The organism is Arthrobacter sp. NPDC080082, from assembly GCF_040686595.1.
Taxonomy (GTDB): domain Bacteria; phylum Actinomycetota; class Actinomycetes; order Actinomycetales; family Micrococcaceae; genus Arthrobacter.
The window spans coordinates 78,065-103,989 of sequence record NZ_JBFBKQ010000004.1; the positions used below are offsets into that span (position 1 = coordinate 78,065).

Annotated in this window: 25 protein-coding genes; 14 read left to right on the top strand and 11 right to left on the bottom strand. The window is 69.3% G+C overall.

Going from position 1 to position 25,925, the window contains the following annotated elements; all coding sequences use genetic code 11:
* Positions 1–417: 417 nt before the first annotated feature.
* From AB0O44_RS09445 to AB0O44_RS09460, 4 genes are read right to left on the bottom strand one after another with little or no spacing between them, the layout of a single operon-like run.
* Positions 418–1,191 (bottom strand): ABC transporter ATP-binding protein, encoded by a 774-nt coding sequence (locus AB0O44_RS09445; RefSeq protein ID WP_290258566.1) that lies wholly within the window; start codon positions 1,189–1,191, stop codon positions 418–420.
* The gene (locus tag AB0O44_RS09450; RefSeq protein ID WP_364136815.1) at positions 1,188–2,303 is read right to left on the bottom strand and encodes an ABC transporter ATP-binding protein; all 1,116 of its coding nucleotides are present in this window, start codon (positions 2,301–2,303) and stop codon (positions 1,188–1,190) included. Before AB0O44_RS09450 ends, AB0O44_RS09445 begins: the two co-directional genes overlap by 4 nt.
* A complete protein-coding gene (locus tag AB0O44_RS09455; RefSeq protein WP_290258564.1) occupies positions 2,300–3,268 on the bottom strand; it encodes a branched-chain amino acid ABC transporter permease in 969 nt (322 codons plus the stop codon). The genes AB0O44_RS09450 and AB0O44_RS09455 overlap by 4 nt, the downstream gene beginning before the upstream one ends.
* A 9-nt stretch (positions 3,269–3,277) precedes the next feature.
* A complete protein-coding gene (locus tag AB0O44_RS09460; protein WP_290258563.1) occupies positions 3,278–4,570 on the bottom strand; it encodes a branched-chain amino acid ABC transporter permease in 1,293 nt (430 codons plus the stop codon).
* Positions 4,571–5,058: 488 nt separating this feature from the next.
* On the opposite strand from AB0O44_RS09460, the gene AB0O44_RS09465 reads away from it, so the two are divergent.
* The 5 genes from AB0O44_RS09465 to AB0O44_RS09485 all read left to right on the top strand — a co-directional run bounded on the left by AB0O44_RS09465 (position 5,059) and on the right by AB0O44_RS09485 (position 10,407).
* Positions 5,059–6,000 carry a Bax inhibitor-1/YccA family protein gene (locus tag AB0O44_RS09465; protein WP_364136817.1) on the top strand — a complete coding sequence of 314 codons (942 nt, stop codon included), beginning with the start codon at positions 5,059–5,061 and terminating at the stop codon, positions 5,998–6,000.
* Between the two features lie 148 nt (positions 6,001–6,148).
* A complete protein-coding gene (locus tag AB0O44_RS09470; protein WP_364136819.1) occupies positions 6,149–7,144 on the top strand; it encodes an aldose 1-epimerase family protein in 996 nt (331 codons plus the stop codon).
* A 38-nt stretch (positions 7,145–7,182) separates the two neighbouring features.
* Positions 7,183–8,550 carry an AI-2E family transporter gene (locus AB0O44_RS09475; RefSeq protein WP_364136821.1) on the top strand — a complete coding sequence of 456 codons (1,368 nt, stop codon included), beginning with the start codon at positions 7,183–7,185 and terminating at the stop codon, positions 8,548–8,550.
* A 3-nt stretch (positions 8,551–8,553) separates the two neighbouring features.
* Positions 8,554–9,792: a threonine ammonia-lyase gene (gene ilvA / locus AB0O44_RS09480; protein WP_290258559.1), complete on the top strand. Its 1,239-nt coding sequence runs from the start codon at positions 8,554–8,556 to the stop codon at positions 9,790–9,792.
* A gap of 9 nt (positions 9,793–9,801) precedes the next feature.
* Positions 9,802–10,407, top strand: a complete 606-nt coding sequence (locus tag AB0O44_RS09485; protein WP_364136823.1) for a rhomboid family intramembrane serine protease — start codon at positions 9,802–9,804, stop codon at positions 10,405–10,407.
* An 82-nt stretch (positions 10,408–10,489) separates the two neighbouring features.
* Here the strand turns inward: AB0O44_RS09485 and greA are convergent, their stop codons facing one another.
* Positions 10,490–10,984, bottom strand: coding sequence for a transcription elongation factor GreA (gene greA, locus AB0O44_RS09490; protein ID WP_290258557.1), 495 nt, complete (start codon positions 10,982–10,984; stop codon positions 10,490–10,492).
* Positions 10,985–11,209: 225 nt separating this feature from the next.
* A complete protein-coding gene (locus AB0O44_RS09495) occupies positions 11,210–11,713 on the bottom strand; it encodes a DUF4307 domain-containing protein (protein WP_364136825.1) in 504 nt (167 codons plus the stop codon).
* Positions 11,714–11,793: 80 nt separating this feature from the next.
* Here AB0O44_RS09495 and mca point away from each other — a divergent pair, with 80 nt between their 5' ends.
* The 4 genes from mca (at position 11,794) to AB0O44_RS09515 (ending at position 15,990) form a co-directional block, all read left to right on the top strand.
* Entirely contained in the window at positions 11,794–12,699 is a 906-nt protein-coding gene (gene mca, locus AB0O44_RS09500; protein ID WP_364136827.1) for a mycothiol conjugate amidase Mca, read from the top strand.
* A 78-nt stretch (positions 12,700–12,777) separates the two neighbouring features.
* A complete protein-coding gene (locus tag AB0O44_RS09505; RefSeq protein ID WP_364136829.1) occupies positions 12,778–13,119 on the top strand; it encodes a hypothetical protein in 342 nt (113 codons plus the stop codon).
* 40 nt (positions 13,120–13,159) lie between these two features.
* Complete coding sequence (locus AB0O44_RS09510) at positions 13,160–15,319, top strand: DUF255 domain-containing protein (protein WP_364137297.1); 2,160 nt, start codon at positions 13,160–13,162, stop codon at positions 15,317–15,319.
* On the top strand, positions 15,316–15,990 hold the full coding sequence (locus AB0O44_RS09515) for an HAD family hydrolase (protein ID WP_364136831.1): 675 nt from the start codon (positions 15,316–15,318) through the stop codon (positions 15,988–15,990). Before AB0O44_RS09510 ends, AB0O44_RS09515 begins: the two co-directional genes overlap by 4 nt.
* A gap of 167 nt (positions 15,991–16,157) precedes the next feature.
* Here AB0O44_RS09515 and AB0O44_RS09520 read toward each other — a convergent pair whose 3' ends face one another.
* Positions 16,158–16,799, bottom strand: a complete 642-nt coding sequence (locus AB0O44_RS09520; RefSeq protein ID WP_364137299.1) for a hemolysin III family protein — start codon at positions 16,797–16,799, stop codon at positions 16,158–16,160.
* 278 nt (positions 16,800–17,077) lie between these two features.
* Between AB0O44_RS09520 and AB0O44_RS09525 the strand changes: the two genes are divergently transcribed.
* Together AB0O44_RS09525 and AB0O44_RS09530 are read left to right on the top strand one after the other, a co-directional pair.
* Positions 17,078–17,839: an isoprenyl transferase gene (locus AB0O44_RS09525; protein WP_364137301.1), complete on the top strand. Its 762-nt coding sequence runs from the start codon at positions 17,078–17,080 to the stop codon at positions 17,837–17,839.
* A gap of 235 nt (positions 17,840–18,074) precedes the next feature.
* Positions 18,075–19,475 (top strand): PhoH family protein, encoded by a 1,401-nt coding sequence (locus AB0O44_RS09530; protein WP_364136833.1) that lies wholly within the window; start codon positions 18,075–18,077, stop codon positions 19,473–19,475.
* Between the two features lie 482 nt (positions 19,476–19,957).
* Here the strand turns inward: AB0O44_RS09530 and AB0O44_RS09535 are convergent, their stop codons facing one another.
* Positions 19,958–20,605 carry a GNAT family protein gene (locus AB0O44_RS09535; RefSeq protein WP_364136835.1) on the bottom strand — a complete coding sequence of 216 codons (648 nt, stop codon included), beginning with the start codon at positions 20,603–20,605 and terminating at the stop codon, positions 19,958–19,960.
* A 94-nt stretch (positions 20,606–20,699) separates the two neighbouring features.
* On the opposite strand from AB0O44_RS09535, the gene AB0O44_RS09540 reads away from it, so the two are divergent.
* Both AB0O44_RS09540 and AB0O44_RS09545 read left to right on the top strand, forming a co-directional pair.
* Positions 20,700–21,245, top strand: a complete 546-nt coding sequence (locus AB0O44_RS09540) for an A24 family peptidase (RefSeq protein WP_364136837.1) — start codon at positions 20,700–20,702, stop codon at positions 21,243–21,245.
* Positions 21,246–21,255: 10 nt separating this feature from the next.
* Positions 21,256–21,726 carry an NUDIX domain-containing protein gene (locus AB0O44_RS09545; protein WP_364136839.1) on the top strand — a complete coding sequence of 157 codons (471 nt, stop codon included), beginning with the start codon at positions 21,256–21,258 and terminating at the stop codon, positions 21,724–21,726.
* 126 nt (positions 21,727–21,852) lie between these two features.
* Here AB0O44_RS09545 and AB0O44_RS09550 read toward each other — a convergent pair whose 3' ends face one another.
* The 3 genes from AB0O44_RS09550 to AB0O44_RS09560 all read right to left on the bottom strand — a co-directional run bounded on the left by AB0O44_RS09550 (position 21,853) and on the right by AB0O44_RS09560 (position 24,657).
* On the bottom strand, positions 21,853–23,289 hold the full coding sequence (locus AB0O44_RS09550; protein ID WP_364136841.1) for a class II fumarate hydratase: 1,437 nt from the start codon (positions 23,287–23,289) through the stop codon (positions 21,853–21,855).
* A gap of 83 nt (positions 23,290–23,372) precedes the next feature.
* Positions 23,373–23,987 (bottom strand): carbonic anhydrase, encoded by a 615-nt coding sequence (locus AB0O44_RS09555; RefSeq protein ID WP_290258545.1) that lies wholly within the window; start codon positions 23,985–23,987, stop codon positions 23,373–23,375.
* A gap of 10 nt (positions 23,988–23,997) precedes the next feature.
* A complete protein-coding gene (locus AB0O44_RS09560) occupies positions 23,998–24,657 on the bottom strand; it encodes a DUF4245 domain-containing protein (protein WP_364136843.1) in 660 nt (219 codons plus the stop codon).
* A gap of 228 nt (positions 24,658–24,885) precedes the next feature.
* On the opposite strand from AB0O44_RS09560, the gene glpX reads away from it, so the two are divergent.
* The gene (gene glpX / locus AB0O44_RS09565) at positions 24,886–25,923 is read left to right on the top strand and encodes a class II fructose-bisphosphatase (protein ID WP_290258543.1); all 1,038 of its coding nucleotides are present in this window, start codon (positions 24,886–24,888) and stop codon (positions 25,921–25,923) included.
* Positions 25,924–25,925 lie beyond the last annotated feature (2 nt).

Below are 25,925 nucleotides of genomic sequence, written 5' to 3' on the forward strand. Positions count from 1 at the left end.
AAGGCGCGGTGTAGGTGGGAGCAGCGGGGAGTGTCCGCTGCGGTTTCAGACAGGGGCACCGCTGGTCCGGGATGCGGCCGTCCGATTCCCCCGCGGAAACCTCGACGCTGGGCGGAAACGGGCGCGCGGAGGAGGTCCGGGGCCGGTGGGGGTCGGTGGAGGCGGGATCAGCGCGGAGAGTCCACTGCGACCTGAACGGGCGCCTGAGCCGTCACTAAGTAACGTGGGTGCTCCTGCTGAGGCGGCGGTTCCGGACACCCGCGGCGGTTTCGGACGAGGGCACCTCGGGTCCGGGGCGCGGAGGTCTGAAATCGCAGCGGAAACCTCGGCGCCGGGCGGATACAGGCCGCGGGCGCCAAGGCATGCAGAAGGGCCGCCACCGGTGTGGTGACGACCCTTCGGAGGGGGAGCCTGGAACTACTCGACGGTGTCGGCCAGGGTGCCCAGGTAAAGCTGGATGACCTTGGGATCCTTCATCAGCTCCCGGCCGGTGCCGGTGTACGCGTCCTTGCCCTGGTCCAGGACGTAGCCGCGGTCGCAGATCTGCAGGCAGCGGCGGGCATTCTGCTCGACCATGATCACGGAGACGCCGGCCCGGTTGATCTCGTGCACCCGCAGGAAGGTCTCGTCCTGCTTGACGGGGGAGAGGCCGGCCGAGGGCTCATCGAGAAGCAGCACCGCCGGGTCCATCATCAGGGCCCGGCCCATGGCGACCATCTGGCGTTCCCCGCCGGAGAGGGAACCGGCGCGCTGGGCACGCCGCTTCGCCAGTTCCGGGAAGAGGTCCGCGACGAACTCGAACCGCTTGGCGAAGTCCTTGGGCCGCTGGAACATGCCCATCTGCAGGTTCTCTTCGATGGTCAGGGCCGCGAAGACGTTGTTGGTCTGCGGGACGAAACCGACGCCCTTGGTGACCAGCTTGTTCGCCTTCAGCCCGGTGATGTCCTGGCCGCGGACCACCACGGAGCCGGAATGGACCTTGACCAGGCCGAACATGGCCTTGAGCAGGGTCGACTTGCCGGCGCCGTTGGGCCCGATGATGCCGATCAGTTCACCCTTGCGGGCCTCGATGCTGCACCCGTTGAGGATGTTGACGCCCGGGATGTAGCCGGCCACCAGGTTGGTGACCTTGACGACCGAGTCGCCGTCGAATCCGCTCTGCGCGGCGGGGGCGGGGCTCGTGGCGCTCATTCTGCGTCCTTCACTGTGCTGTGCGGCTGTTCGCCATGGTTCGGCTCCTCGGCGCTCCGACGCCCATGCGCCGCACCCGCGGCGGGCGCGGTTCCGGCGTCGGCGGTTTCCGTCGCGATCACATCGGAGGAGATGATGCCGGCGTTCTCGGTGCCGACGATCGATTCGTCGTCGGCCTCGAGCTCGGCGGCGAGCTCCTTGATGCCCTCGGAGTCGCCGAGGTCGACGTCGTGGTGGGCGCCCAGGTAGGCGTCGATCACGGCCGGGTTCTTCATCACCTCGGCGGGCGGGCCCTCGGCGACGATCTTGCCCTCGGCCATGACCACCACCCAGTCGGCGATGTGGCGGACCATGTGCATGTCGTGCTCGACGAACAACACGGTCATGCCCTCGGCCTTGAGGTTCTTGATGTGGTCCAGCAGCGACTGCGTCAGCGCCGGGTTCACGCCTGCCATCGGCTCGTCCAGCATGACCAGCTTGGGCCGGACCATGAGGGAACGGGCCATCTCCAGGAGCTTGCGCTGGCCGCCGGAGAGGGACGCCGCGTAGTCGTCCTTCTTGGCGTCGAGCTTGAACTTCTGCAGCAGCACCTCGGCCTGCTCGGTGATGCGCTTCTCCTCGCCGCCCCAGATTCCCTTGAACAGCGCCTTGTAGAGCTTCTCGCCGGACTGGTTGGAGGCGCCGAGGCGCATGTTCTCCATCACGGTGAGCTTGCCCATGACCTTGGTCAGCTGGAAGGTGCGGACCATGCCCATCCGCGCCACCTTGTAGGAGGAGACGCCGGCCAGGCTGTTGCCCTCGAACTGCCACTTGCCGGTGTTCGGGGTATCGAAACCGGTCAGCAGGTTGAAGAGGGTGGTCTTGCCGGCACCGTTCGGGCCGATCAGGGCGGTGATCTTGTGCCGCGGGATTTCCAGGTATTCGACGTCGACGGCGTTGATGCCGCCGAAGCTGCGGGTGACGTTCTCCGCCACCACGATCGGGTCCCGCTTCTTGCAGCCGGGCGCGATCTCCCCGGCCGCGATCGGACGGGAGTCCGTCATGTAATCGATGGTCTCGGCGTCGGCCGTGGTGCCGGCGCCGGCCTTGGGTTCTTGGCTGTGCATGCTCATGCGAACGCCAGCTCCTTCTTATTGCCAAAGACGCCCTGCGGCCTGAAGATCATCAGCAGCATCAGGGCGATGCCTACCAGGATGTAGCGCAGCTGACCGGCCTGGACCGTGTTCAGCCAGGTGACGGCGCCGGACTCGATCAGTCCGTAGAGCACGCCCTGGGTCAGGGACAGCACCACCCAGAAGATCATGGCGCCGACGACCGGTCCCAACACGGTGCCGAGGCCGCCGAGCAGCAGGCAGGTGTACAGGAAGAACGTCAGCTCGGTGCCGTAGTTGGCCGGCTGCACCGCACCGCGGGGGAGGGTGAAGACCATACCGGCGAGGGCGCCGAGGACGCCGCCGATGACCAGGGCCTGCATCTTGTAGGCGTAGACGTTCTTGCCGAGGGAGCGGACGGCGTTCTCGTCCTCACGGATGCCCTTGAGGACGCGGCCCCACGGGCTGCGCATCAGCAGCCAGACGAGGACGCAGCACACGATCACGAGGGCCCAGCCGGCGACCCGGATGAAGAAGTCGCGGTTGTTCATGCCGAAGTAGGAGCCCTCGGGGAACGGGTTCATGGCGTAGAAGTCGCCCTCGAAGGCGGCCAGGCCGTTGGCCGAACCGGTGACCGAGGTCAGCTGGTTGGTGGTGACGATGTAACGGACGATTTCCGCGGCCGCGATCGTGACGATGGCCAGGTAGTCGGCCCGCAGCCGCAGGGTGGGGATGCCGAGCAGCAGGGCGAAGATCGCCGAGCAGACGACGGCGATCAGCAGGCCCACGAAAAACGGCACGTGGAAGCTCAGGGTGGAGATGGCGAAGCCGTAGGCTCCCACCGCCATGAAGCCGGCCTGGCCGAAGTTCAGCAGGCCCGAGTAGCCGAAGTGCACCGCCAGGCCGAGCGCGGCGAGTGCGTACGCCGCCGTCGTCGGGCTGAAGATTTCCCCGGCAGCGCTGGAAAGAATGAATCCGAAGTCCATGTTTGTCTCCTAACCCACGCGCTCGCGGCGGCCCAGGATGCCCTGGGGCCGGAACAAGAGGACAACGATCATGATGAAGAGGGCTCCCACGTACTTGAGGTCGGCGGCGAGGCCGAACACGGTGGTGAGCTCCACGAAGATACCGACGATGATGGAGCCGAAGAGGGCGCCCCACACGGTGCCGAGGCCGCCCAGGGTGACGCCGGCGAAGATGAGCAGCAGGATCTGGGATCCCATGTCGAACGTGACGCCAGGCCGGTAGTAGGCCCACAGGATGCCGCCAAGGGAGGCCAGCATGCCGCCGGTGACCCAGACGATACGGATCACTGAGTCGACGTCGATGCCGGAGGCCGCGGCAAGGGCGGGGTTGTCGGCCACCGCACGGGTGGCCTTGCCCAGGCGGGTCTTCAGCAGCACGACGCCGAGGACGGCGATGACGATCACGCTGATCAGCAGGGACCAGAGGTTGTTCGGTGAGATGGAGATCGGGCCGATCTGGATCTCGGCGCTCTGCGCGAACGGCAGCTGCTGGGTGGCGCCGCCGAAGTAGAACTGGATGACGTAACGGACCGCCAGGGCCAGCCCGATGCTGACGATCATCATCGGCACCAGGCCGGTCCCGCGGCGCCGCAGCGGCTTCCAGAGACCGGCGTCCTGGACGTAGCCGAAGAGGCCGCCGCCGAGGAGGGCCAGGATGATCGCGAGCCAGAACGGCAGGTTCATGGCGTTGAAGGCGAAGACCAGGACGGCCCCGAGGGTGACCATCTCGCCGTGGGCGAAGTTGGTAAGGCCGGTGGTGCCGAAGATCAGCGACAAGCCAACGGACGCCAGGGCCAGCAGCAGGCCGAAGCTCAGGCCGGCGACGAGGCGGTTGATCAGGTTCTGGCCGAAGTCCTGCTGCTGGACCACGATGCCCTTACCGAAGGCAAAGACCACGGAGAGGTTGGAGGTCTGGCTGAAGGTGACCTTGCGGGGGTTTTCCTGGCCCTCGGCGAGCTTGACGCCCTCCGGCAGGGTCTTGGTGTCCAGCTCGACTTCGTAGGTGCCCTGGGTGGGGACGCCGATGTTCCAGGATCCGTTGGCGGCCGACTTGGTGGTGCCGGTGAAGTTCTCGCCCTTGGCGGTGATGGTGACGCCGGCCAGCGGCGCCCTGTCGTCACCGCGGAGGAAGCCGCTGATGCTGTTCTGGAAGTTGGTGCTCGACGGGGATGGTGTCGGCGATGGGGTCGTGGCCTGCGATGCCGGCGCGACGATGAGCAGAAGGGCTGCGACGGCGGCGAAGACCGCGCCTACAGCTGTCATGATTCTGCCGCGGCGCCGCGGGGGCAGGCCTCGTGTTGTGCTTCTCAAAGGTGAAAACCTCCACGTGGGGATGGTCTGGGTTGCGCCGTTGCAACCGCTGCGAACGTTCGGGGGACGGGTGGAGCCGGTGGTGCGATGCGATGGAGCTGATGGTGAAGCTGGTTGTGATGTCCGTCACCCCGTTGGCCTCATGTTACCGCCCCGGCGGGACGCTAATTGCCGCTCCGAGCAGGTATTACGTCGCGATCACATAACAACCGTGAAGCTGGACGCAGGTATCCAATTAGTTCAGCTAATGAAAACTTTTGTTGATCTCCATGCGTCCTAAACAATCCCCGTGCGGGGCGGGCGGGGGAGGTCACGGTTGGGTTGCGACGCCCGACGGCGGGAACTAACCCTGCCCGCGGGCCGTGGGAATTGGTAGCGTGGAAACTACCGAACTCCACCGCAGTTCATCACTCAACCCCCTTATTTGGAGGACACCAGCAATGGCACTTGGCGGAAATCCGATCTTCAACGGAAAGAACTTCCGTGGAGCCACCCAGGCACCGCCGGCCCCGCAGGCGTACGGCCAGGGTTATGGCCAGAACTACGGCCAGGCACCCTACGGCCAGAACTACGGACAGCCCCAGTACGGGCAGAACCAGTTTGGCCAGCAGGCCGGCTGGAACGCGGGCCAGCAGGCCATGAGCAGCGAGCAGCTGCAGGACCTGTACAACCGCCCTGCCGCCGGGCCCGCTGACGCGGGCCGGATGACGTTCGACGACGTCATCATGAAGACCGCCGCCTGCCTCGCCGCCGTGATCGCCGGCGCCGCCGTGACGCTCGTCGTCGCGCAGGGCCTCGCCTCGATGCTGATGCTGGTCGGCGCGCTGGGCGGATTCGTCCTGGCCCTGATCAACACCTTCAAGAAGCAGCCCTCCCCGGCGCTGATCCTGGCGTATGCCGCCCTCGAAGGCCTGTTCCTCGGCGGCCTGACCCGGATCCTCGACGGCATGTTCCCCGGCGTCGGCCTGCAGGCCGTCATCGGCACCCTCTCCGTCTTCGCCGTGACCCTGGTTCTGTTCAAGAGCGGCAAGGTCCGCGCCACCCCCAGGGCCATGCGCTTCTTTATGATCGCCCTGATCGGCTACGCCGTTTTCGCGCTGATCAACATGGTGATGATGTGGACCGGTGCCGTGCAGTCCCCGTTCGGTCTCCGTACCTCCTTCGAGATTTTCGGCATCCCGCTGGGCGTCTTCATCGGCCTGCTGGCCATCGGCCTGGCCGCGTTCTCGCTGATCATGGACTTCACCAGCATCGAGGCCGGCGTCCGCGCCGGTGCCCCGCAGCGCTTCTCCTGGACCGCCGCCTTCGGCCTGACCGTCACCCTGGTGTGGCTGTACGTGGAGATCATCCGCCTGCTGGCCATCTTGCGCGGCGACGACTGACACGACGCCGGCTTCGGCCGACAGGCTTCAAAGTAGTAGGGAACGGGTCCCGCCTAACGGCGGGGCCCGTTTCGTCTATCAGGGGCTCTATCGCAGCACGGGAAAGGCGCGCTAGGAGGGGAGCCCGCGGGTTGGGTACGGTGGTGCCATGGAACCGACCGCCACCGCTCCCGCCGACACCCCCTCCGCCGCTGACTCCGCCGCAACCGGCCCCGCAGCAACCGACTCCGAGGCCCGCCGCTACGCCACCGGCCGGCAGTATGAACTGCGGCGCGGCGATGCTCTCGCCGTCATCACCGAACTCGCCGGCGGCGTGCGGCTCTACAGCCGTGCGGGCGTGGCACTGACCGAGACCTACGCCGACGACGAGATCGCCCCGGGCGCCGCCGGCATCATGCTCGCCCCGTGGGCCAACCGGATCGAGGACGGGATCTGGTACCTCGACGGCAAGAAACTCCAGCTGGACATCACCGAGGTCGGCTACAACAACGCCAGCCACGGCCTGCTCCGGAACGCCGGCTACGCCTTGGTGGATGAGGATGAATTCTCCGTCACGCTCGAGGCCGCGGTCTTCCCGCAGCACGGCTACCCGTTCCTGCTCCGGCACCGGGTCCGGTACTCCCTCGGCGAGGACCTGGGACTGACCGTCCGGCAGACCCTCATCAACGACGGCCGCGACTCCGCCCCGTTCGTGCTGGGCGCCCACCCCTATCTGCGGATCGGCGACGTGCCCACCGAGGACCTCACCGTCACCGTCTCCGGCGTCACCCGCCTGGTCACCGACGAACGCCAGATCCCGCGCGATACCGAGCCCGTGGCCGGCGACTACGACATTCGCTCCGGGCGCCGCGCCGGAGACCTGGACCTGGACAGCGCCTACACGGACCTGGAGTTCGACGGCGGCGAGGCCGGCAGCACGCTGCACGCCCCCGACGGGCGCAGCGTCACACTCTGGCAGGACGAGCACTGCCGCTACGTCCACGTCTTCGTCACCGACCGGCTGCCCGGGCTGAACCGGGCCGTGGCCCTGGAACCGATGACCGGCCCGGCGAACGCGTACAACAGTGGTGACGGGCTGCGCTGGCTCGCCGCCGGCGAGGAGTTCTCCATGACCTGGGGGATCCGCGCCACGCTGGACGAGTAGCGTTTCCTTTCCTAGGCAAGCTAGGCAATTATGGGGTAATGACGCCAGCTGATGACGCCCGCCCCACCCTGCCGACCGACAGCACCGGTCCCGACGACCGCCCCGGAATCACCCTCCCGGGCTACGCAGATCCCGCACTGTCCGCCGCGCCGGCGGGAGTGCCGATCACGACGGGAACCCCGGGGGAGGGGACCGCCCCGTCCGGAACCGGGCCCCGCGTGCGCACCGACCGCGAACTGGACGAGGACATCCCCTACGGCATCCGGATCGCCGCGTCCTGGGCCTGGCGGGTGGGCCTGATCCTGCTGGTCTCCGGCGCGCTGATCTGGCTGCTGAGCAAGATCAGCTTCCTCATCATCCCGATCATGGTCGCCGCCCTCCTCGCCGGGCTGCTCAGCCCGGTCACCCGCTGGCTCCGGCGGCGCAAGGTCCCCAACGGCCTCGCCGTCGCCATCACCCTCCTGGGCTTCATCGGCGTGATCGCCGGCGCCCTGGCCCTGGTGGGCCGCCAGCTGACCGCCGGCTTCGGCGAACTCTGGGGCCAGGCGCTCACCGGCGTCCAGCAGGTCCAGACCTGGCTCTCCGAGGGGCCGCTGCACTTGACCGCCGCGCAGATCGACACCTACATCGAGGAGGCCACCGCCGCGCTGCAGAAGAACAGCAGCAGCATCGTCAGCGGCGCGCTGACCTTCGGCAGCACCGCCGGCCACTTCGCCGCGGGGATGCTGATCGCCCTCTTCGTCACCATCTTCTTCCTGCTCGAAGGCGAGCGGATCTGGCGGTTCCTGGTCCGGCTGATGCCGCGGAAGGCCCGCCCGGCGGTCAACGGGGCCGGGCGGCGCGGCTGGGGCTCCATGGTCAGCTACACCCGGATCCAGATGTTCGTCGCCTTCGTCGACGCCGTCGGCATCGGCGTCGGCGCCGCGATCATCGGGGTGCCGCTCGCGCTGCCGCTGGGCGTCCTTGTCTTCATCGGCTCCTTCATCCCGGTGGTCGGCGCGCTGGTCACCGGTGCCATAGCCGTGCTGCTGGCCCTGGTGGCCAACGGCCTGGTCAACGCGCTGATCATGATCGGCATCGTGCTGCTGGTCCAGCAGCTGGAGGGACATATCCTGCAGCCGCTGGTGATGGGCAAGGCCGTCTCCCTGCACCCCGTGGCCGTCATCCTCTCCGTCGCCGCCGGTTCCTACCTGGCAGGCATCCCCGGCGCGCTGTTCTCCGTCCCGATCCTCGCCGTAGCAAACTCGGCCGTTCGGTACATCGCGGCCAGAACGTGGGAACATGATGGAGAGCTGGCAGCCGCCAACCAACCGGGCCTTTCCGCCCCGGCCGGAGCCGGCAACACCCCGGGCGACGGGCAGGAAAGCCACCCTCGCGCCGACGCAGGAACCCTAAAAGGAGACTAGTTCGTGAATACCCTCGAGACCCTTCCCGTCACATTGGACGATGTCCTGGAGGCGCAGAAGCTGCTCGACGGGATTATTACCCGCACCCCGGTGGAGTCCTCCCGGGCCCTCGGCGGCCTGGTGGGCGGCGAGGTCTACTTCAAGTGCGAGAACCTGCAGCGTGCCGGTTCGTTCAAGGTCCGCGGCGCCTACGTCCGGATGGCCAAGCTGTCCGCGGCCGAGAAGCAGCGGGGCGTCGTGGCGGCCTCGGCCGGCAACCACGCCCAGGGCGTGGCCGTCGCCGCGAAGGCCCTTGGCATCAAGGCCCGGATCTACATGCCGCTGGGCGTCGCGCTGCCCAAGCTCGCCGCGACCCGCAGCCACGGCGCGGAGGTGGTGCTCCACGGCCACAACGTCGATGAGGCACTCGCCGAGGCCAAGCGCTACGCGGACGAATCGGGCGCCGTGTTCGTGCACCCGTTCGACGACGTCGACGTCGTGGCCGGGCAGGGCACCGTGGGGCTGGAGATCCTCGAACAGATCCCGCACGTGGACACCATCCTGATGGGCGTCGGCGGCGGCGGGCTGCTCGCCGGCGTGGCCGTCGCCGTGAAGGCCCGCGCCAAGGAACTGGGCCGAACCATCCGCATCATCGGCGTGCAGGCCGAGAACGCCGCTGCCTACCCGCCCTCCCTCGCCGCGGACGCCCTGGTGCCGCTGAAACGGGTCTCCACCATGGCGGACGGCATCGCCGTCGGCCGCCCCGGCCAGCTGCCCTTCAGCATCATCCGGGAACTGGTGGACGACGTCGTCACCGTCAGCGAGGACGCCCTCGCCCGGGCCCTGATCTTCCTGCTGGAACGGGCCAAGATGGTCGTCGAACCGGCCGGCGCCGTGGGCGTCGCCGCGCTGATGGAAGGGAAGATCGAGAACCCCGGCACCACCGCCGTCGTGCTCTCCGGCGGCAACATCGACCCTATGCTCATGCTCAAGGTCATCCAGCGCGGCCTCTCCGCCGCCGGCCGGTACATGACCGTGCGGATGATGCTGGACGACCGGCCCGGTTCGCTGGCCACCATCGCCCGGATCATCGCCGAGAACGACGCGAACGTCACCGGCCTGGACCACACCCGGGTGGGCGGATCGATCAGCATGGGCGACGTCTCCATCACGGTCAACCTGGAAACCAAGGGCCACGAGCACGGCGAGCAGGTCCTGGCCGCGCTCCGGGCCGAGGGGTTCCAGCCGATCGTGGTGCACTAGGCAGCCGCCGTGCTGGAAGCGCCCGAGGGGGAGCAGCGCCGGGGCACCACCGCGGCCCGCGCCCGGCAGGGACTGGCGGTGGTGGGGTCCTTCGTGGCGTTCCTCTACGCGGTGGAGTTCGTCAACACCCTGATGCTGCATTCACTAAACCGGGAGTTCGGGCTCCGGCCGCGCACGCCCGAGGGCCTGGTGGACATCCTCACCTTCCCGCTGCTGCACGCCAGCCTGGCCCACCTGTTCTCCAACACCCTGCCGCTGATCATCTTCGGCTTCCTGGTGTTCCTCTCCGGGCTGCGGGTCTTCCTCACCGCGATGGCCTCCAGCTGGCTCGGCTCAGGGCTGACGGTGTGGCTGATCGGCGGCCACAACATCACGGTGGGCGCGTCCGGGCTGGTGTTCGGGCTGTTCGCCTTCCTGCTGGCGCGCGGCTTCCTGAACCGGCACTGGGGACAGATCCTGCTCTCCGTGGTGCTGTTCCTGGCCTACGGCGGCATCCTCTTCGGGGTGCTCCCCACGGTGGCCGGCTACGTCTCCTGGCAGGCGCACCTGGGCGGTGCCGCCGGCGGGGTGGTCGCGGCACTGCTGCTGCGCCGGCGCGCCACTCCGACGCCCTAAACACCTGCGCCTTAGGACCTGCGCCTTAAACACCGACGCCGGCCCGCCCCAGGAGGGGCGGGCCGGCGTCGTCTGTTGGTGGCTAGCCGACGTACGGCTTCGCGGAGAGGATCTCCACGGTGATGTCCTTGCCGTTCGGGGCGGTGTAACTGAGCTTGTCGCCCTCCTTGTGGCCGACGATGGCCGAGCCCAGCGGGGACTTCTCGCTGAAGACATCCAGGTCCGAGTCGCCGGCGATCTCGCGGGAGCCCAGCAGGAAGGTTTCCTCGTCGCCAGCGATCTTCGCGACGACGATCATGCCCGGTTCGACGATTCCGTCGTCGGCGGGAGCCTCGCCCACGTGGGCGTCGCGCAGCAGGACGGTCAGCTGGCGGATGCGGGCCTCGATCTTGCCCTGCTCCTCCTTGGCGGCGTGGTATCCACCGTTCTCCTTGAGGTCGCCCTCCTGGCGGGCGGCTTCGATCTTCTGAACGATTTCCGCCCGGCCGGCGCCGGAGAGGTGGTCCAGCTCTGCCTTCAGGCGGTCAAAAGCTTCCTGGGTAAGCCAAGCTGCAGTTGCGCTGTTGGTGGTCGACACGGACTTCTCCTTTGGTGGATAAACAAGCTGGTCAAACAAAACGGGTCAAACGAACTGGTCAAACAAGCAAAGACCCCGCCACGGTGGCCACTTATGGAACTCAGCAACCAGCTCAGCGGGGTTAAGGTATTGGTCCATTGTAGTCAATGCTGTGGATAAACCAAAGAACCTGAGCGGCGCAGGTCACACCGTGTTACGCGTTGCGTCACACGCGTGGGGCGGTCGTTACTTGTTGGCGGGAGGCAGCCAGCAGTTGTCGACGACGGCGGAGACCGCCTGAGATTCGGTCCGCAGCGTCACGCGCTGGGCGGTGGTGTGGCCGCCGTCGGTCCCGGCCGAGGCGTCGTTCGGGCCGATGGTGACGACCTTCCAGCCGACCACCGCGAACTTCGAATCAAGGGCCTTCACGGCGCAGGCGGCGGTGCTGTCCGGGTTCTTCGTGACCTGGAAGTCCAGCTGGGCGAGGGTGGCGTCCGGGGTGCTGTAGCCGATGTCCTTGAAGCTGACGGACCCGGTGGCTGCGGAGGTTGCCACCCAGGCGAGGAAGGCCACCGCGACGGCCAGGGCCGCGATCAGGAGGTTGCGCCTGCGCTTGCGTCCGTCGGTGGTCCCGGCGGTGCTTCCGGCCTTGCCGAAGCTGCCGCCCATGGCGCGCTTTTGACCGCCGTAGCGATTGGCTAGGCTGGTGGGTGCCGGCGCGGGTGCTGCAGGCTGCTCCTCGGAAGTCACCAGTCCAGTTTAGTGTGGATCGGTCAGCCCGAAATCACCCGGCTCGAACCACCCAGAGAAGAAAGAGGAGCCGTCCGACGATGACAGCGTCCCCCAGCCCGTCCGCCCCGCTTCGGCTCCTCGCCGTCCACGCCCACCCCGACGACGAATCCAGCAAGGGCGCGGCGACCATGGCCATGTACGCCGCGGCCGGCGTCGACGTCCTGGTGGCCACTTGCACCGATGGCTCCCGCGGCGACATCCAGAACCCGCAGATGGAGTCCGCGCCGCACCCCAAGCGGGACATGGCCGGCGCCCGCCGGCTGGAGATGGCTAACGCGGCCAAGGTGCTGGGCATCCGGCAGCGCTGGCTGGGCTTCGTGGACTCCGGCCTGCCCGAGGGCGACCCGCTGCCGCCGCTGCCGGCCGGATCCTTCGCGACGCTGCCGCTGGAGCGCGCCGCCGCGCCGTTGGTCCGCTTGGTCCGGTCCTTCAAGCCGCACGTGATCCTCAGCTACGACGAGAACGGCGGCTACCCGCACCCGGACCACATCATGGCCCACCGCGTCGCCGTCGAGGCCTTCGAGGCCGCGGGCAACCCGGACCGCTACCCGGGCACCGGGGAGGCCTGGACCCCCAGCAAGCTCTACTACGACCGTGCCTTCAGCCCGGAACGGTTCAAAGCCCTGCACTACGCCCTGGAGGAGGCCGGCCTGCAGTCGCCGTACGCCGAGCGGATCGCCGCCTGGCTTGAGGCCGACGCCGAGGGCCACACCCCGCCGGCGCCCACCCACGAAACCACCACCCAGATCCAGTGCGGGGACTACTTCGAAGCCCGGGACAACGCCCTGCGCGCGCACCGGACGCAGATCGACCCGGAAGGGTTCTTCTTCGCCGTCTCCCCGGCGATGCAGCGGCAGACCTGGCCGTGGGAGGACTACTCGCTGATCACCTCCCGGGTCCCCGCCGAACTGCCGGAAACGGACTTCTTCGCCGGGCTAAGATAGACCCAGCAGAGACTTCTATGCCGCGTAGAAAAGCGGCGTCGGAGCCCTGACCCCCAGTTCCTCACAGAAGGTTTACCCGTGCACTCCTTGTTCATTGCCCTGGCCACCGCCCCGGCGCCTTCCCCGACGCCGTCACTGCGCCCCGGGCTCGACCAGGACCAGGTCAGCCCGGGCCTGCTGGGATTCGTGCTCACCGCCTTCATCGTCATCCTCAGCGCCCTGCTGATCGTGGACATGGTGCGCCGGATCCGGCGGGTCCGCTACCGGGCCCAGGTGGAGGAAGAACGCGCCGCGGCCGAGGGCGGAGCTGACACGGGAGCCGACGTTACTCCCGGCGCCGGGACCCTCGACGGCGGCAGGGACGGATCCGGACCGGCCCGCCCGGAGGCCAACGGTGACGCGGGACCCGGAAGCCGCTGACACCCCCTCGGCGGGGGAGCCACCGGTGACGGGCAACGCCATGGCCGGCGAGCCCTCCGCCTACCTGCGCCAGCACTCCGGCAACCCGGTGCACTGGCAACCCTTCGGCGACGCGGCCTTCGCCGCCGCCGCGGACCGGGACGTGCCGGTCTTCCTCTCCATCGGCTACGCGGCCTGCCACTGGTGCCACGTCATGGCCGGGGAGTCCTTCGAGGACCCGGAGACCGCCCGGTACCTGAACGAGCACTTCGTCTCCGTCAAGGTGGACCGGGAGGAACGCCCCGACGTCGACGCCACCTACATGGCCGCCACCCAGGCGCTCACCGGCGAGGGCGGCTGGCCGATGTCCGTGTTCCTGCTCCCCGACGGCCGGGCCTTCCACGCCGGAACCTACTTCCCGCCCCGGCCGATGCCGGGCCGGCCCTCCTTCCGCCAGGTGCTGGAAGCGGTGCACGTGGCCTGGGCGGAGCGCCGGGAGGCCGTGGAAGCCAACGCCGCGGCGCTGGCCCGCGGGCTGGCGGACCTGCACGCCCGCTCCGCCGTGCGCCTGCAGCCCCCCGGCAGTGGCAGCGACGCGGCAGATGCCGGGCCGGGCACCCCGGACCCGGAGGTGCTCGCCGACGCTGTCCGCGCGCTGGCGGCGGCCGAGGACGCCGGGGGTGGCTTCGGCGCCGCCCCCAAATTCCCGCCGTCGGCCGTCCTGGAGTTCCTGATCCGGCACGCCGCGGTCCCGTCCGCGACAGCAGAAACGGCCCGCGGGATCGCCGGCCGCACCCTGGCCGCCATGGCCCGCTCCGCGCTCTACGACCAGCTCGACGGAGGGTTCGCCCGGTATTCGGTCACCCGGGACTGGTCCCTCCCGCACTTCGAGAAGATGCTCTACGACAATGCCCTGCTGCTGCGGGCCTGCGCGCACTGGGTCCGGTTGGGCGGCTCCGACGAGTACCCCGCCGCGGAGGCCGCGGAGACCGCGGCCGGAACCGCGGACTGGATGCTGGCGGCCCTGGGCCTGACCGACTCCGCCGGCGAACTGGCGGCCCTCGCCTCGTCCCTGGACGCGGACACTGTGGTGGACGACGTCCATCAAGAGGGCGCAACCTACCTTTGGACCGCCGCGGAACTCGCCGATGTCCTGGGCCGGGACGACGGGGCCGCCGTCGCCCGGCTCATGCACGTCGGCCCGTCCGGGGTTCCGCTGCACCCCGGCGGCGCCGCCGCTGCCGGCCTCACCGTGGAGGACCGCCGGCTCTGGCAGCGGGTGCGCCCGGCGCTGCGTGCGGCACGATCGGCGCGGCCGCAGCCGGCCCGGGACGAGAAGGTGGTGGCCGGCTGGAACGGCCTGGCCCTCGGCGCCCTTGCCGACGCCGCCGCCGTGCTGGACGGAACCGAACTGGGAACCGAACTGAACCGGGCAGAGCTCCTGGCCGCCGGCGAGCGGATCGCGGAGTATCTGGAACGGGTGCACTGGACGCCGGGGACGGACGGCGAGCCGGGGTTGCTGGTCCGGGTCTCTCACGACGAGCGGGCCCGCGGCATTGGCGGCCTGCTGGAGGACTACGCGTTCTGCAGCGAGGGCCTCTTCGCGCTCTACGCCGCAACGGGACAGACCCGCTGGTACGCCCTGGCCGAGGGGATCCTCTTGGCCGCCTGCGAACGCTTTGCCGCCGGCGGAACCCTGCGCGACGCCGCCGGGGAATCCGCCCAGGTAGGCAACGCCCAGGGTGGCGGCGCCGGGGCTGACCCGTTCGACGACGCCACCCCCAGCGGCGCGGCGGCTTTCGCCGGTGCGCTGCTCAGCTACGCCGCCCTCACCGGCTCCACCGGGCACCGCAGCCTCGCCGAACAAATCCTGGCCCTCCTGCCCCCGCTGGCCCGGCAGGCGCCCCGGGCCGCCGGCGGCCTGCTCGCCGCCGCCCAGGCCGCCGTCGCCGGTCCCGTGGAAGCCGCGGTCGCCGGTCCGCCGTCGGCCGCCCGCTCCGCGCTCCACCGCGAACTGCTCCGCTCGCCCAGCCCCGGCCTGGTCATCGCCGTCCAGGATGCCGAGCCGGGACCTGGCACCACGCCGGGCCCGGTCCCGCTGCTGCACGGCCGCGAGACCACGGGGGACCCGGTGGTGTACCTCTGCCGCGCCATGGTCTGCCACGCCCCGGCGGTGTCCGCCGCCCAGGTGCGGGAGCAACTGGCTAGCATGGCGGGATGACCCCAACCCCCGCTCAGCCAGGTCCCTTCGAGCTCGTCGTCTTCGACTGCGACGGCGTCCTGGTGGACTCCGAGGTAATCTCCGTCCACGTCGACCAGCGGGTCCTGGCGGACCTCGGCTGGGAACTGGAGCGGGAGGAAATCGTCGCCCGCTTCGTCGGCAAGAGCGAGGCCAACTTCGTCTCAAGCATCGAGAACCACCTCGGCATCGAACTGGCCGAAGGCTGGGACAGCGTCTACCAGCACTGGTACCGCGAGGCCTTCGAACGGGACCTCACCGCGGTGGACGGCATCGAGGAGGCCCTGGACCGGCTGGAGCTGCCGCACTGCGTGGCCTCCAGCGGCAGCCACGAGAAGATGCGGCGTACCCTGGGCCAAACCGGGCTGCTGCCGCGCTTCGCCGGCCGTATCTTCAGCGCCACCGAGGTCCGCAACGGCAAGCCGGCCCCGGACCTGTTCCTCCACGCGGCGAGGACCCTCGGCGTGGACCCGGCCCGCTGCGCCGTGGTCGAGGACAGCGCCTACGGGGTGCAGGCGGCCCGGGCCGCCGGCATGCACGCCTTCGCCTACGCCGGGGGAGTGACCCCCGCGGAGCGGCTGACCGGGCCCGGAACCACCGTGTTCGAGGACATGCGCCTGCTGCCGGAACTGATCGCCGCCGGCCGCCCCTGACAGGGGTTTGTCTATCTTGGGCTAGCCGCGGGCACGGTCCCGCGGCCCGTGGTTGCGGCGCGGAAATTCCCCACGTACGACGGCGGTGACCGGCGCGCCCGGGCCGCGAACCCGCCGTCGGGCTCCACACGTGGGGAGATTCGGCGGGCGGGCCAGGCTAGACCCGGTCAGCCCAGGACGGCCATCGCGATGGCGATGTAGTGCGCCGCGAAGGCGAAGACCGTGAAGGCGTGGAACAGCTCGTGGAAGCCGAAGTGGCTGTAGCTGAAGTTGGGCTTCTTCAAGGCGTAGAACACCGCGCCGGTGATGTAGAGGGCACCGCCCACGCAGATCAGGACGGCGGCGGGGATGCTGGCGGCGAAGAAGTCGGGCAGGTAGAACAGGGCCGCGCAACCCAAAGCGATGTAGATCGGCACGTAGAGCCAGCGCGGTGCGTGCGTCCAGAGCAGCCGGAACAGCACACCCAGCACCGCCCCGGTCCAGATCAGCCAGAGCAGGAACACTGCCTTGGGCCGGTCCAGGAGGGCCCATGCCAGAGGGGTGTAGCTGCCGGCGATGACCAGCATGATGTTGGTGTGGTCGAGACGCTTCAGCACGATCTTCACGCCCGGGGACCAGTTGCCGCGGTGGTAGACCGCGCTCACGCCGAACAGCAGCACCCCGGTGAAGGCGTAAACGGCGGAGGCGATCTTCAGTTCGGTTGTGGGGGCCAGCAGCACCAGGACCAGGCCGGCGGCGAACGCCAGCGGGGCGGTGACGGTGTGGATCCAGCCGCGCCACTTGGGCTTGATCATGAGCAGCTCGGCGATCCGGACGGCCGCCTCGTCGACGGCGCCGCCCTTGCCCCGCGAGGCGCCTGCTGGGGGTGCCGGCTCCGCGGCGCGGTCGCCGTGCGGAGACAGGCTCGGTCCGGGTTCCGCTGAGTTGCGTTCCATACGGCAATAATATTCGACGCGCGGATAAGTTACCGACGGGTAGCAAGTGGGCCGGGGTAAATCGCCCGGCCCGGGTGCGCGGCCCGGCCCGCGCGGCGGGTAGCCTAGGAATGCACTCCCGTCAGACCCAAGGAAGCCAGGTGAATCCCCGGATGGAACTGCCCGGATTCCTCTATGGCTTCTACGAGCGCGGCCTGCAGCGCTCTCTGGACCCGGAACGGATCCCCCGGCACATCGGCGTGATGGTCGACGGAAATCGCCGCTGGGCCCGGCAGTTCAACGCCCCCACCAGCCAGGGCCACCAGGCCGGCGCGGACAAGATCCACGAATTCCTCGGCTGGTGCCAGGAGCTCGGGGTCAAGGTGGTCACGCTCTACATGCTCTCCACGGACAACATGAACCGCTCCGGCGAAGAGCTCGAGCTGCTGATGGGCATCATCGCCAACACCCTGGACCGCCTGGACGAGGACGAGGACGTCTCGGTCCACGCCATGGGCGCCCCCGAACTGCTCCCGGACTACCTGGCCGAGCGGCTGAACAAACTCACCGCCCGCACCCCGGCGCACGAGAAGATTCACGTCAACGTCGCCGTCGGCTACGGCGGCCGGCGCGAGATCGTTGACGCCGTCCGCGAACTGCTGCACGACGCCGTCGCGCGCGGCGCCGACATCGGCAAGCTCGCCGACGAGCTCACTGTTGACGACATCTCCCGCTTCCTCTACACCCGGGGCCAGCCCGACCCTGACCTGGTCATCCGCACCTCCGGCGAGCAGCGGCTCTCCGGGTTCCTGATGTGGCAGAGCGCCTACAGCGAGTTCTACTTCTGCGAGGCCCTCTGGCCCGCCTTCCGCAAGGTCGACTTCCTGCGCGCCCTGCGCGACTACGCCGGCCGGCAGCGCCGCTTCGGGGCCTGAAGCGTTCACCCGCCCATCACCTGATGTCCGCAAGAATCGCCGAAAAATAATCCGGCAATCGACGCGCGGTGGACGTACGTTAATCCCATCAGCGGGCAAACCGCCGGCTGATCGGGGAGGCCAGTACATGGAGCGGACGTCCGCACCGGGTGTATGGGAGGCCGCGTCCGGCCTCAGGGCCGAACCGCCTCACCACTAACCTTTCCGGGCCTGGGGGCCCGGGGCTGGAGTCGATGTGGCTATTTCCGAAGCACTGCCCACCGTCAGTTCCACCGAGGGCACGCAAGCTACCTCTCGCACCACGCGAGCCAAATCCACCGCCGGTGCGGCCGCCCCGCAGGGGGATACCACCCGCAGCTACGTCATCGACACCTCCGTCCTGCTCTCGGACCCGCGAGCGTTGCTGCGCTTCGCCGAACACGAGGTGATCGTGCCCATCGTGGTGATCACGGAACTGGAAAGCAAACGGCACGACCCGGAACTGGGCTACTTCGCCCGCAAGGCACTCCGCCTCCTGGACGACCTACGGGTTGAGCACGGCGGCCTGGACCGCCCCATTCCGCTGGGGGCCGACGGCGGCACCCTGATGGTGGAGATGAACCACATCTCCGCCGAAGTGCTCCCCGCCGGCTTCCGCGGCGGAGACAACGACAGCCGGATACTGGCCGTCGCCAAGAACCTCTCCAACGAGGGCCGGGACGTCACCGTGGTGTCCAAGGACCTGCCGATGCGCGTCAAGGCCTCGGCCATGGGCCTGCTGGCCGACGAATACCGCAACGAGCTCGTCAAGGATTCCGGCTGGACCGGCCTGGCCGAGATCGACGCCGCCGAGGAGGACGTGGCCACCCTCTACGGCCACGAACCCGTCTTCATCCCCGCCGCCGGCGAACTGCCCGTCAACACCGGCCTGGTGCTGCTCTCCAGCCGCGGCTCGGCCCTGGGCCGGGTGGGCTCGGACAAGCAGGTCCGGCTGGTCAAGGGTGACCGGGACGTCTTCGGACTGCACGGCCGCTCCGCCGAGCAGCGGCTCGCGATCGACCTGCTGCTGGACCCCTCCGTCGGGATCGTCTCCCTCGGCGGCCGGGCCGGCACCGGCAAGTCCGCCCTCGCCCTCTGCGCCGGCCTCGAGGCCGTCCTGGAGCGCCGGGAACACCGCAAGGTGATCGTGTTCCGGCCGCTCTACGCCGTCGGCGGCCAGGAACTGGGCTACCTGCCCGGCTCAGAGGCGGAGAAAATGAACCCGTGGGCGCAGGCGATCTTCGACACCCTCGGCGCGCTGGTCAGCCAGGAGGTGGTCGAAGAGGTGATGGACCGCGGCATGCTCGAGGTCATGCCGCTGACCCACATCCGCGGCCGCTCCCTGCACGACGCCTTCGTGATCGTAGACGAGGCACAGTCCCTTGAGAAGAACGTCCTGCTCACGGTCATGAGCCGGATCGGCCAGAACTCCAAGATCGTCCTCACCCACGACGTCGCCCAGCGCGACAACCTCCGCGTCGGCCGGCACGACGGCGTCGCCGCCGTCGTCGAAACCCTCAAGGGCCACCCGCTCTTCGGCCACATCACCCTCACCCGCTCCGAGCGCTCGCCGATCGCCGCCCTCGTAACGGACCTGCTCGAGGGGGCTGAGATCTAGGCGCACCTGTCGAAGGGGCCGTGGCTCGGTTCGCCGGGCCACGGCCCCTTCGTTTGTCGGCGTGGCCGGGTTCGCCGGGCCACGGCCCCTTCGTTTGTCGGCGTGGCCGGGTTCGCCGGGCCACGGCCCCTTCGCCGTCGCTTAGACACGTCCCATTGGCCCCCGCCGGTCGCTGGGCGACCTCTGGAGGCCAATGTGCCGCGATGCGCGACTACGCGAAGAGCCCGCGGCGCGGCTCGTGCGTAGCACCCGCGCGGGGCTGCGGGGGCCCGCGAAGGAGCGCATCGCCGACCAGAGCGCAGCGAAGGTCGCCCAGCGACCGCAGCGCAGCGACGGGAGGTGTCTAAGCGACGGCGGGGCGCCGTCGCCCCGCAACCCGACGTACCCCGCGAACCCAGCCACGGGGGTGCCCCCCGTGCGGGACGCCGCCGCCCCGCACCCGACGTGCCCCCGGAACCCGGCCAAGGGCGGCAGGGAACTACCTACGAGATGCCGAGGAACCGTGCGGTGGGTTCGTGGCCGTGGACTGTGAGGGGCCAGTCGGGGCGCTTGAAGGTGGCGGGCGTGAGGCGGACGCGCTGGGAGTCCTGGAAGTCGCCGCCCCAGTTGACCCGGACGGTGCCGTTGAGTTCGTAGCCGAGCGAGCGCGAGACGCCCAGGGACTGCTGGTTCCAGGCGGCCGCCTCGGACTCGGCCACCTCCGCGCCCAGCCAGTCGAAGGCGTAGAGCGCGACCGCGGCGCGCATCTCCTTGCCGAAGCCCTGGCCGTGGACACTGCGCTTCAGCCAGGACCCGGTGCCGACGGTCTTAAGCGTGGCGAAGTCCTTGCCCCCGACGTCCTGGCAGCCGATGAATTCGCCGTCGTGCCAGATGCCCAGCAGCAGCGTCCATTCCTCCGGACGCATCCCTGCCCGGCAGCGCCAGTACCACTTCGCCATGTTCGGGCCCAGTTCCTCGGCGGGCTTCTCGGCCCATGGCGAGCTGAACGGGTTCCGCCCCGGCTCGTGCACGCCGGAGAGGGCCGCGTCGATGGCTGCCGGGATGTCTCCGTCCTGGATGGGGCGCAGGGTCAGCCGCGGGGTGCGGAGGCTCAGGGCGAAGGGCGGCCAGAAAGCGGCGGTATCGGTCATCGGGGAAGCCTACCCATGCCGGCGGAGTCACACCAGTCACACCAATGCACCGCGTCCGCAGCGTCCGCCGGGCAACATCGAGTAGCATCCGAGGGTGATCCAACGACTGGGCGAGCTGGGAGCGGCGACGCCGGCCTTCTGGCTGGCGGCCCTGGCCTGCCTGTACTTCCTGGTCCTGGCGGTGCGGCTGACCGTGATCGACGTCCGCCACCACCTCCTGCCCAACCGCATCGTCTTCCCCGCCTACCCGGTGGCCGGCGTTCTGCTGCTGGGCGCGGCGCTGCTGGCGGCGATGACCGGGCACGACGGCGGGACGTCCGCCGCCCTGTTCGGCGTCCCGGGCCTGCGGGTGCTGGCCGGCGCGGCCGCGCTGTGGCTCTTCTACTTCCTGCTGCGCGCCGTGTACCCGGCCGGGATGGGCTTCGGGGACGTGAAGCTGGCCGGGGTCCTCGGCCTGTACCTGGGCTTCCTGGGCTGGGGGCACCTGTTCGCCGCCACCTTCGCGGCCTTCCTCTTCGGCGGGCTCTGGGGCGTGGCACTGCTGGCCTCCCGTCGCGGGACCCTGAAGTCGGACATCCCGTTCGGACCCTTCATGCTGGCCGGCTCCGCGGCGGCCATGCTGCTCCTGCCCGCAGGATAGGCTGGCAGGCATGGCCACCCCCGACTTCATCCTGACCCTGCGCGAAAAAGTCGGCCACGACATGCTCTGGATTCCCGGCGCCCGCGCGGTGGTGTTCGACGACGCGGGCCGGGTGTTGTTGGGCCAGCGCGCGGACAACGGCCGCTGGGGCCTGATCACCGGCATCCTGGAACCCGGCGAGGAACCGGCGCCCGGGATGCTCCGCGAGGTGTTGGAGGAAACCGGCGTCGTGGCGGTGGCCGAGCGGCTGGTTTCGGTGGACACGGTGGGACCCACGGTCTACCCGAACGGGGACAGCTGCCATTTCCTGACCCTGGTGTTCCGCTGCCGCTACGTCTCCGGTGAGGCCCGGGTCAACGACGACGAATCCCTCGCCGTGGGCTGGTTCCACGCGGAAGACTTCCCGGAGCTGCTGCCGGGCCATCTGGAGGACATCGAGCGGGCCCGCGAGGCCGACGGGGCCGCTTATTTCCGCCGATAGTCCACGTCCGCCGGTAGATCCGGGCACTCCAGACACCGCAAACGGCGGCGGCCGGCACCTTCGCGGGAAGGTACCGGCCGCCGTCGTCGTTCCGCCCCTGCGGGGTCCGGTTGCTGCCCCTGGGCCCTAAGCCTTGTGCGGCGGACGGGTCATGGACATGACGTCCAGGGCGGTGTCCAGCTGCTCCTCGGTCAGTTCGCCGCGCTCCAGGAAGCCCATGGCAACGACGGTCTCGCGGATGGTCAGGCCCTCGGCGACGGCCTTCTTGGCGATCTTGGCGGCGTTCTCGTAGCCGATGAACTTGTTCAGCGGGGTCACGATCGAGGGGGAGGCCTCGGCCAGGAAGCGGGCACGCTCGATGTTGGCGGTGATGCCGTCGATCATCTTGTCGGCCATGACGCGGCTGGTGTTGGCCAGCAGGCGGACGGACTCGAGCAGGTTGGCGGCCATGACGGGGATGCCGACGTTGAGCTCGAAGGCGCCGTTGGTGCCGGACCAGGCGATGGCGGTGTCGTTGCCGATGACCTGCGCGGCGACCATGATGGAGGCCTCGCAGATGACCGGGTTGACCTTGCCCGGCATGATCGAGGAGCCCGGCTGCAGGTCCGGGATGGCGATCTCGCCGAGGCCGGTGTTGGGGCCAGAACCCATCCAGCGCAGGTCGTTGTTGATCTTCATGAAGGAGATCGCGATGTTGCGCAGCTGGCTGGAGGCCTCGATCAGGCCGTCACGGTTGGCCTGGGCCTCGAAGTGGTCGCGGGCCTCGGTCAGCGGCAGGCCGGTGTCCGCGGCGAGCAGCTCGATCACGCGCTCCGGGAAGCCGGCCGGGGTGTTGATGCCGGTGCCGACGGCGGTGCCGCCCAGGGGGACCTCGGCGACGCGGGGGAGGGAGGCGTTGATCCTCTCGATGCCGTAACGGACCTGCGCGGCGTAGCCGCCGAACTCCTGGCCGAGGGTGACGGGGGTGGCGTCCATCAGGTGGGTGCGGCCGGACTTCACGACGTCCTTGAACTCGGCCGACTTCCGCTCCAAGGACTCGGCCAGGTAGCCCAGGGCCGGGATCAGGTCGTTGATCAGCGCGGAGGTTGCGGCGACGTGGACGGAGGTGGGGAACACGTCGTTGGAGGACTGCGAGGCGTTGACGTGGTCGTTCGGGTGGACCACCTTGTCGCTGCCGCCGGCCTTCAGCGCGCGGGAGGCGAGCTCGGCGATGACCTCGTTGGTGTTCATGTTCGAGGAGGTACCGGAACCGGTCTGGAACACGTCGATCGGGAAGTGGCCGTCGTACTTGCCCGCGGCGACCTCGTCGGCCGCGTCGGCGATCGCCTGGGCCAGCTCGCCGTCGAGCACTCCCAGCTCCGCGTTGGCCTGCGCCGCTGCCTTCTTGACCCGGGCGAGGGCCTCGATGTGGGCGCGCTCCAGGGTCTTGCCGGAGATCGGGAAGTTTTCGACTGCACGCTGCGTCTGCGCACGGTACAGGGCGTTGGCCGGGACGCGGACCTCGCCCATCGTGTCGTGCTCGATGCGGAATTCTTCGTTGGTCAAATCTGCTGTGGAAGTCATGGGGCTAGCTTATTGGGCCGGGGCGCCGCTTCGAAAACCGTGAACCGGCGCCACCGGACCCCATGAGGTGCACGCGGAGGACCCTAGAGCTCGCCGATCCCGGAGACCCGGTCGGCCCGGCCCTCTGCGAGGCGGTAGGTCACGCCCAGCACCGCGGTGCTGCCGTTGGCTACGGCGTCGGAAATGGTGCGCGAGCTGTCCACCAGCCGCTGAGCGATCTGCTTGACGTTTTCCTCGACCATGTCGTTGACCTCGGTGTGGCCGTTGCGCAGCGAGGTCAGCACGGCCGGGGTGATGCGCTCGACCAGGCTGCGGACGAAGCCGCCGGGCATCTCGCCCGATTCGACGGCGTCCTTGGTGGCGATGACGGCGCCGCAGCTGTCGTGGCCCAGGACCACGATCAGCGGCACGCCGAGCACGCCGATGCTGTACTCGAGCGAGCCGAGGACGGCGTCGTCGATCACCTGGCCGGCGGTGCGGACGACGAACGCGTCCCCCAGGCCCAGGTCGAAGATGATCTCGGCGGCGAGCCGGGAGTCGGCGCAGCCGAAGATGACGGCGAACGGGTGCTGGTTCTCCACCAGTGAGGACCGGCGCGAGGCGTCCTGGTTCGGGTGCGAGGATTCACCGGCAACGAAGCGCTGGTTGCCTTCCTGCAGGCGGCGCCAGGCGAGGGCGGGAGTCAGTTGAGTGGTCACCCTGCTTACTTTACGTCGAGGGTGCCGCCGTCGCAGAAACTGTTGCGGCGGGGTTGCTGTCCAGCGCCGCGACCACGGCCGCGCCCAGGGTGGAGAACTCGGCCAGGGTCGCCGGTCCGCTGAGCACCACGGTGGTACCGCGGTAGTTCAGGACCATGCTCTTTTCGCCCTTGCCGGTGTCACGCAGTTCCCAGTCCTTGCCGCCGGCGTTCCGGGTGCCGGTGACCGGGGCGCTCTTGGTCTGGTCCCGCAGCCAGGTGGGGTTGGACTGCCTGGTCTGGACCAGGCCGATGAAGGAATCCTTGGGCGTCAGGTAGCCCACCTCCCAGGTGGCGACGCCGGTGGCGATGCCGGACTCCCACCGGGCGTAGTTGGCCCGGTACCCGTCGCCCGCCTGCGGCGCAACCGGTGTGAATCCTGCCACTCCGGCGGCGTTGGCGGCGATGCCGGCGACGTCGATGCTGGGACGGTAGCCGTCGCTCTTGGGCGCCGGGTTCATCAGCACCACCGGAAGGAACGCCGCGATGCTCAGCACCAGGGCGACGATCATGCCGATCACCGACGCGTTGGCGCGCTTGGCTGCGGCGGCGCGGATGACGGGTTTGACGGGCTGGTCCGCCGGGGCCGGCGTTCGGGGCGCCTCGGACGGCGTTTCCTGCAATTCGTTCACCCTTCTATAGTCGCCCATGGCGCACCGATCTCCCATTCCACGGTGCCCCCTCCGGCGCCCCCGTCCGGACCCTGCCGGGACGCTACCGGGCAGTAGGTTCCGGTAAGGGGCCGTCATCCACTGACCGATGGACGCGGCCGTGACTATGATCGATAAGAGACGAACGACCGTTGCGGCCGCCACCCGGCCGGGCGGGTTCGATGATTGCCACTCGAAGAAGAGGTTCACGTGTCACCTGCGTCCATCACCCAGCAGTACTCCACGCTTTCCCCGTCGCTTGCCGTCGGCATCGACGAGCCTGACCGCAACCTTGCCCTGGAACTGGTCCGCGTCACCGAGGCCGCGGCCATCGCCGGCGGCCACTGGGTGGGCTTCGGCGACAAGAACAAGGCCGACGGCGCCGCCGTCGACGCCATGCGCTCCTTCCTCCAGACCGTCCACTTCAACGGCGTCGTGGTCATCGGTGAGGGCGAAAAGGACGAGGCCCCGATGCTGTTCAACGGCGAACGCGTCGGCGACGGCACCGGCCCCGAGGTCGACGTCGCCGTCGACCCCATCGACGGCACCCGGCTGACCGCCCTCGGCATCAACAACGCCCTGGCCGTCCTGGCCGTCGCCGAGCGCGGTTCGATGTTCGACCCCTCCGCCGTCTTCTACATGGAGAAGCTGGTGACCGGCCCCGAGGCCGCCGACATGGTGGACCTGCGCCTGCCGGTCAAGCAGAACCTGCACCTGATCGCCAAGGCCAAGGGCGTCAAGGTCAACCAGCTCAACGTCATGATCCTGGACCGCGACCGGCACCGCCCGCTGGTGGACGAGATCCGCGAGGCCGGCGCGCGTACGAAGTTCATCATGGACGGCGACGTCGCCGGCGCCATCGCCGCGGCCCGCTCCGGCACCGGTGTCGACGCCCTGATGGGCATCGGCGGCACCCCCGAAGGCATCGTCGCGGCCTGTGCGATCAAGTCCCTCGGCGGCGTCATCCAGGGCCGCCTCTGGCCCACCAGCGACGAGGAAAAGCAGAAGGCGATCGACGCCGGCCACGACCTGGACCGGGTGCTCTCCACCAACGACCTCGTCTCCAGCGACAACTGCTACTTCGCCGCCACCGGCATCACCGACGGCGACCTGCTCAAGGGCGTGCGCTACTCCAAGGACAAGGTCCTCACCCAGTCCATCGTGATGCGCTCCAAGTCCGGCACCATCCGCTTCGTCGACGGCGAGCACCAGGCCAGCAAGTGGGAGGGCTACGCCCGCAAGCACTAGCG

Excerpts from the sequence above, each read along its gene's own strand:
- AB0O44_RS09445 (WP_290258566.1), bottom strand. The coding sequence starts at position 1,191 with ATGAGCGCCACGAGCCCCGCCCCCGCCGCGCAGAGCGGATTCGACGGC.
- AB0O44_RS09450 (WP_364136815.1), bottom strand. The coding sequence starts at position 2,303 with ATGAGCATGCACAGCCAAGAACCCAAGGCCGGCGCCGGCACCACGGCC.
- AB0O44_RS09455 (WP_290258564.1), bottom strand. The coding sequence starts at position 3,268 with ATGGACTTCGGATTCATTCTTTCCAGCGCTGCCGGGGAAATCTTCAGC.
- AB0O44_RS09460 (WP_290258563.1), bottom strand. The coding sequence starts at position 4,570 with ATGACAGCTGTAGGCGCGGTCTTCGCCGCCGTCGCAGCCCTTCTGCTC.
- AB0O44_RS09465 (WP_364136817.1), top strand. The coding sequence starts at position 5,059 with ATGGCACTTGGCGGAAATCCGATCTTCAACGGAAAGAACTTCCGTGGA.
- AB0O44_RS09470 (WP_364136819.1), top strand. The coding sequence starts at position 6,149 with ATGGAACCGACCGCCACCGCTCCCGCCGACACCCCCTCCGCCGCTGAC.
- AB0O44_RS09475 (WP_364136821.1), top strand. The coding sequence starts at position 7,183 with ATGACGCCAGCTGATGACGCCCGCCCCACCCTGCCGACCGACAGCACC.
- mca (WP_364136827.1), top strand. The coding sequence starts at position 11,794 with ATGACAGCGTCCCCCAGCCCGTCCGCCCCGCTTCGGCTCCTCGCCGTC.
- AB0O44_RS09510 (WP_364137297.1), top strand. The coding sequence starts at position 13,160 with ATGGCCGGCGAGCCCTCCGCCTACCTGCGCCAGCACTCCGGCAACCCG.
- AB0O44_RS09515 (WP_364136831.1), top strand. The coding sequence starts at position 15,316 with ATGACCCCAACCCCCGCTCAGCCAGGTCCCTTCGAGCTCGTCGTCTTC.
- AB0O44_RS09525 (WP_364137301.1), top strand. The coding sequence starts at position 17,078 with ATGGAACTGCCCGGATTCCTCTATGGCTTCTACGAGCGCGGCCTGCAG.
- AB0O44_RS09535 (WP_364136835.1), bottom strand. The coding sequence starts at position 20,605 with ATGACCGATACCGCCGCTTTCTGGCCGCCCTTCGCCCTGAGCCTCCGC.
- AB0O44_RS09545 (WP_364136839.1), top strand. The coding sequence starts at position 21,256 with ATGGCCACCCCCGACTTCATCCTGACCCTGCGCGAAAAAGTCGGCCAC.
- AB0O44_RS09550 (WP_364136841.1), bottom strand. The coding sequence starts at position 23,289 with ATGACTTCCACAGCAGATTTGACCAACGAAGAATTCCGCATCGAGCAC.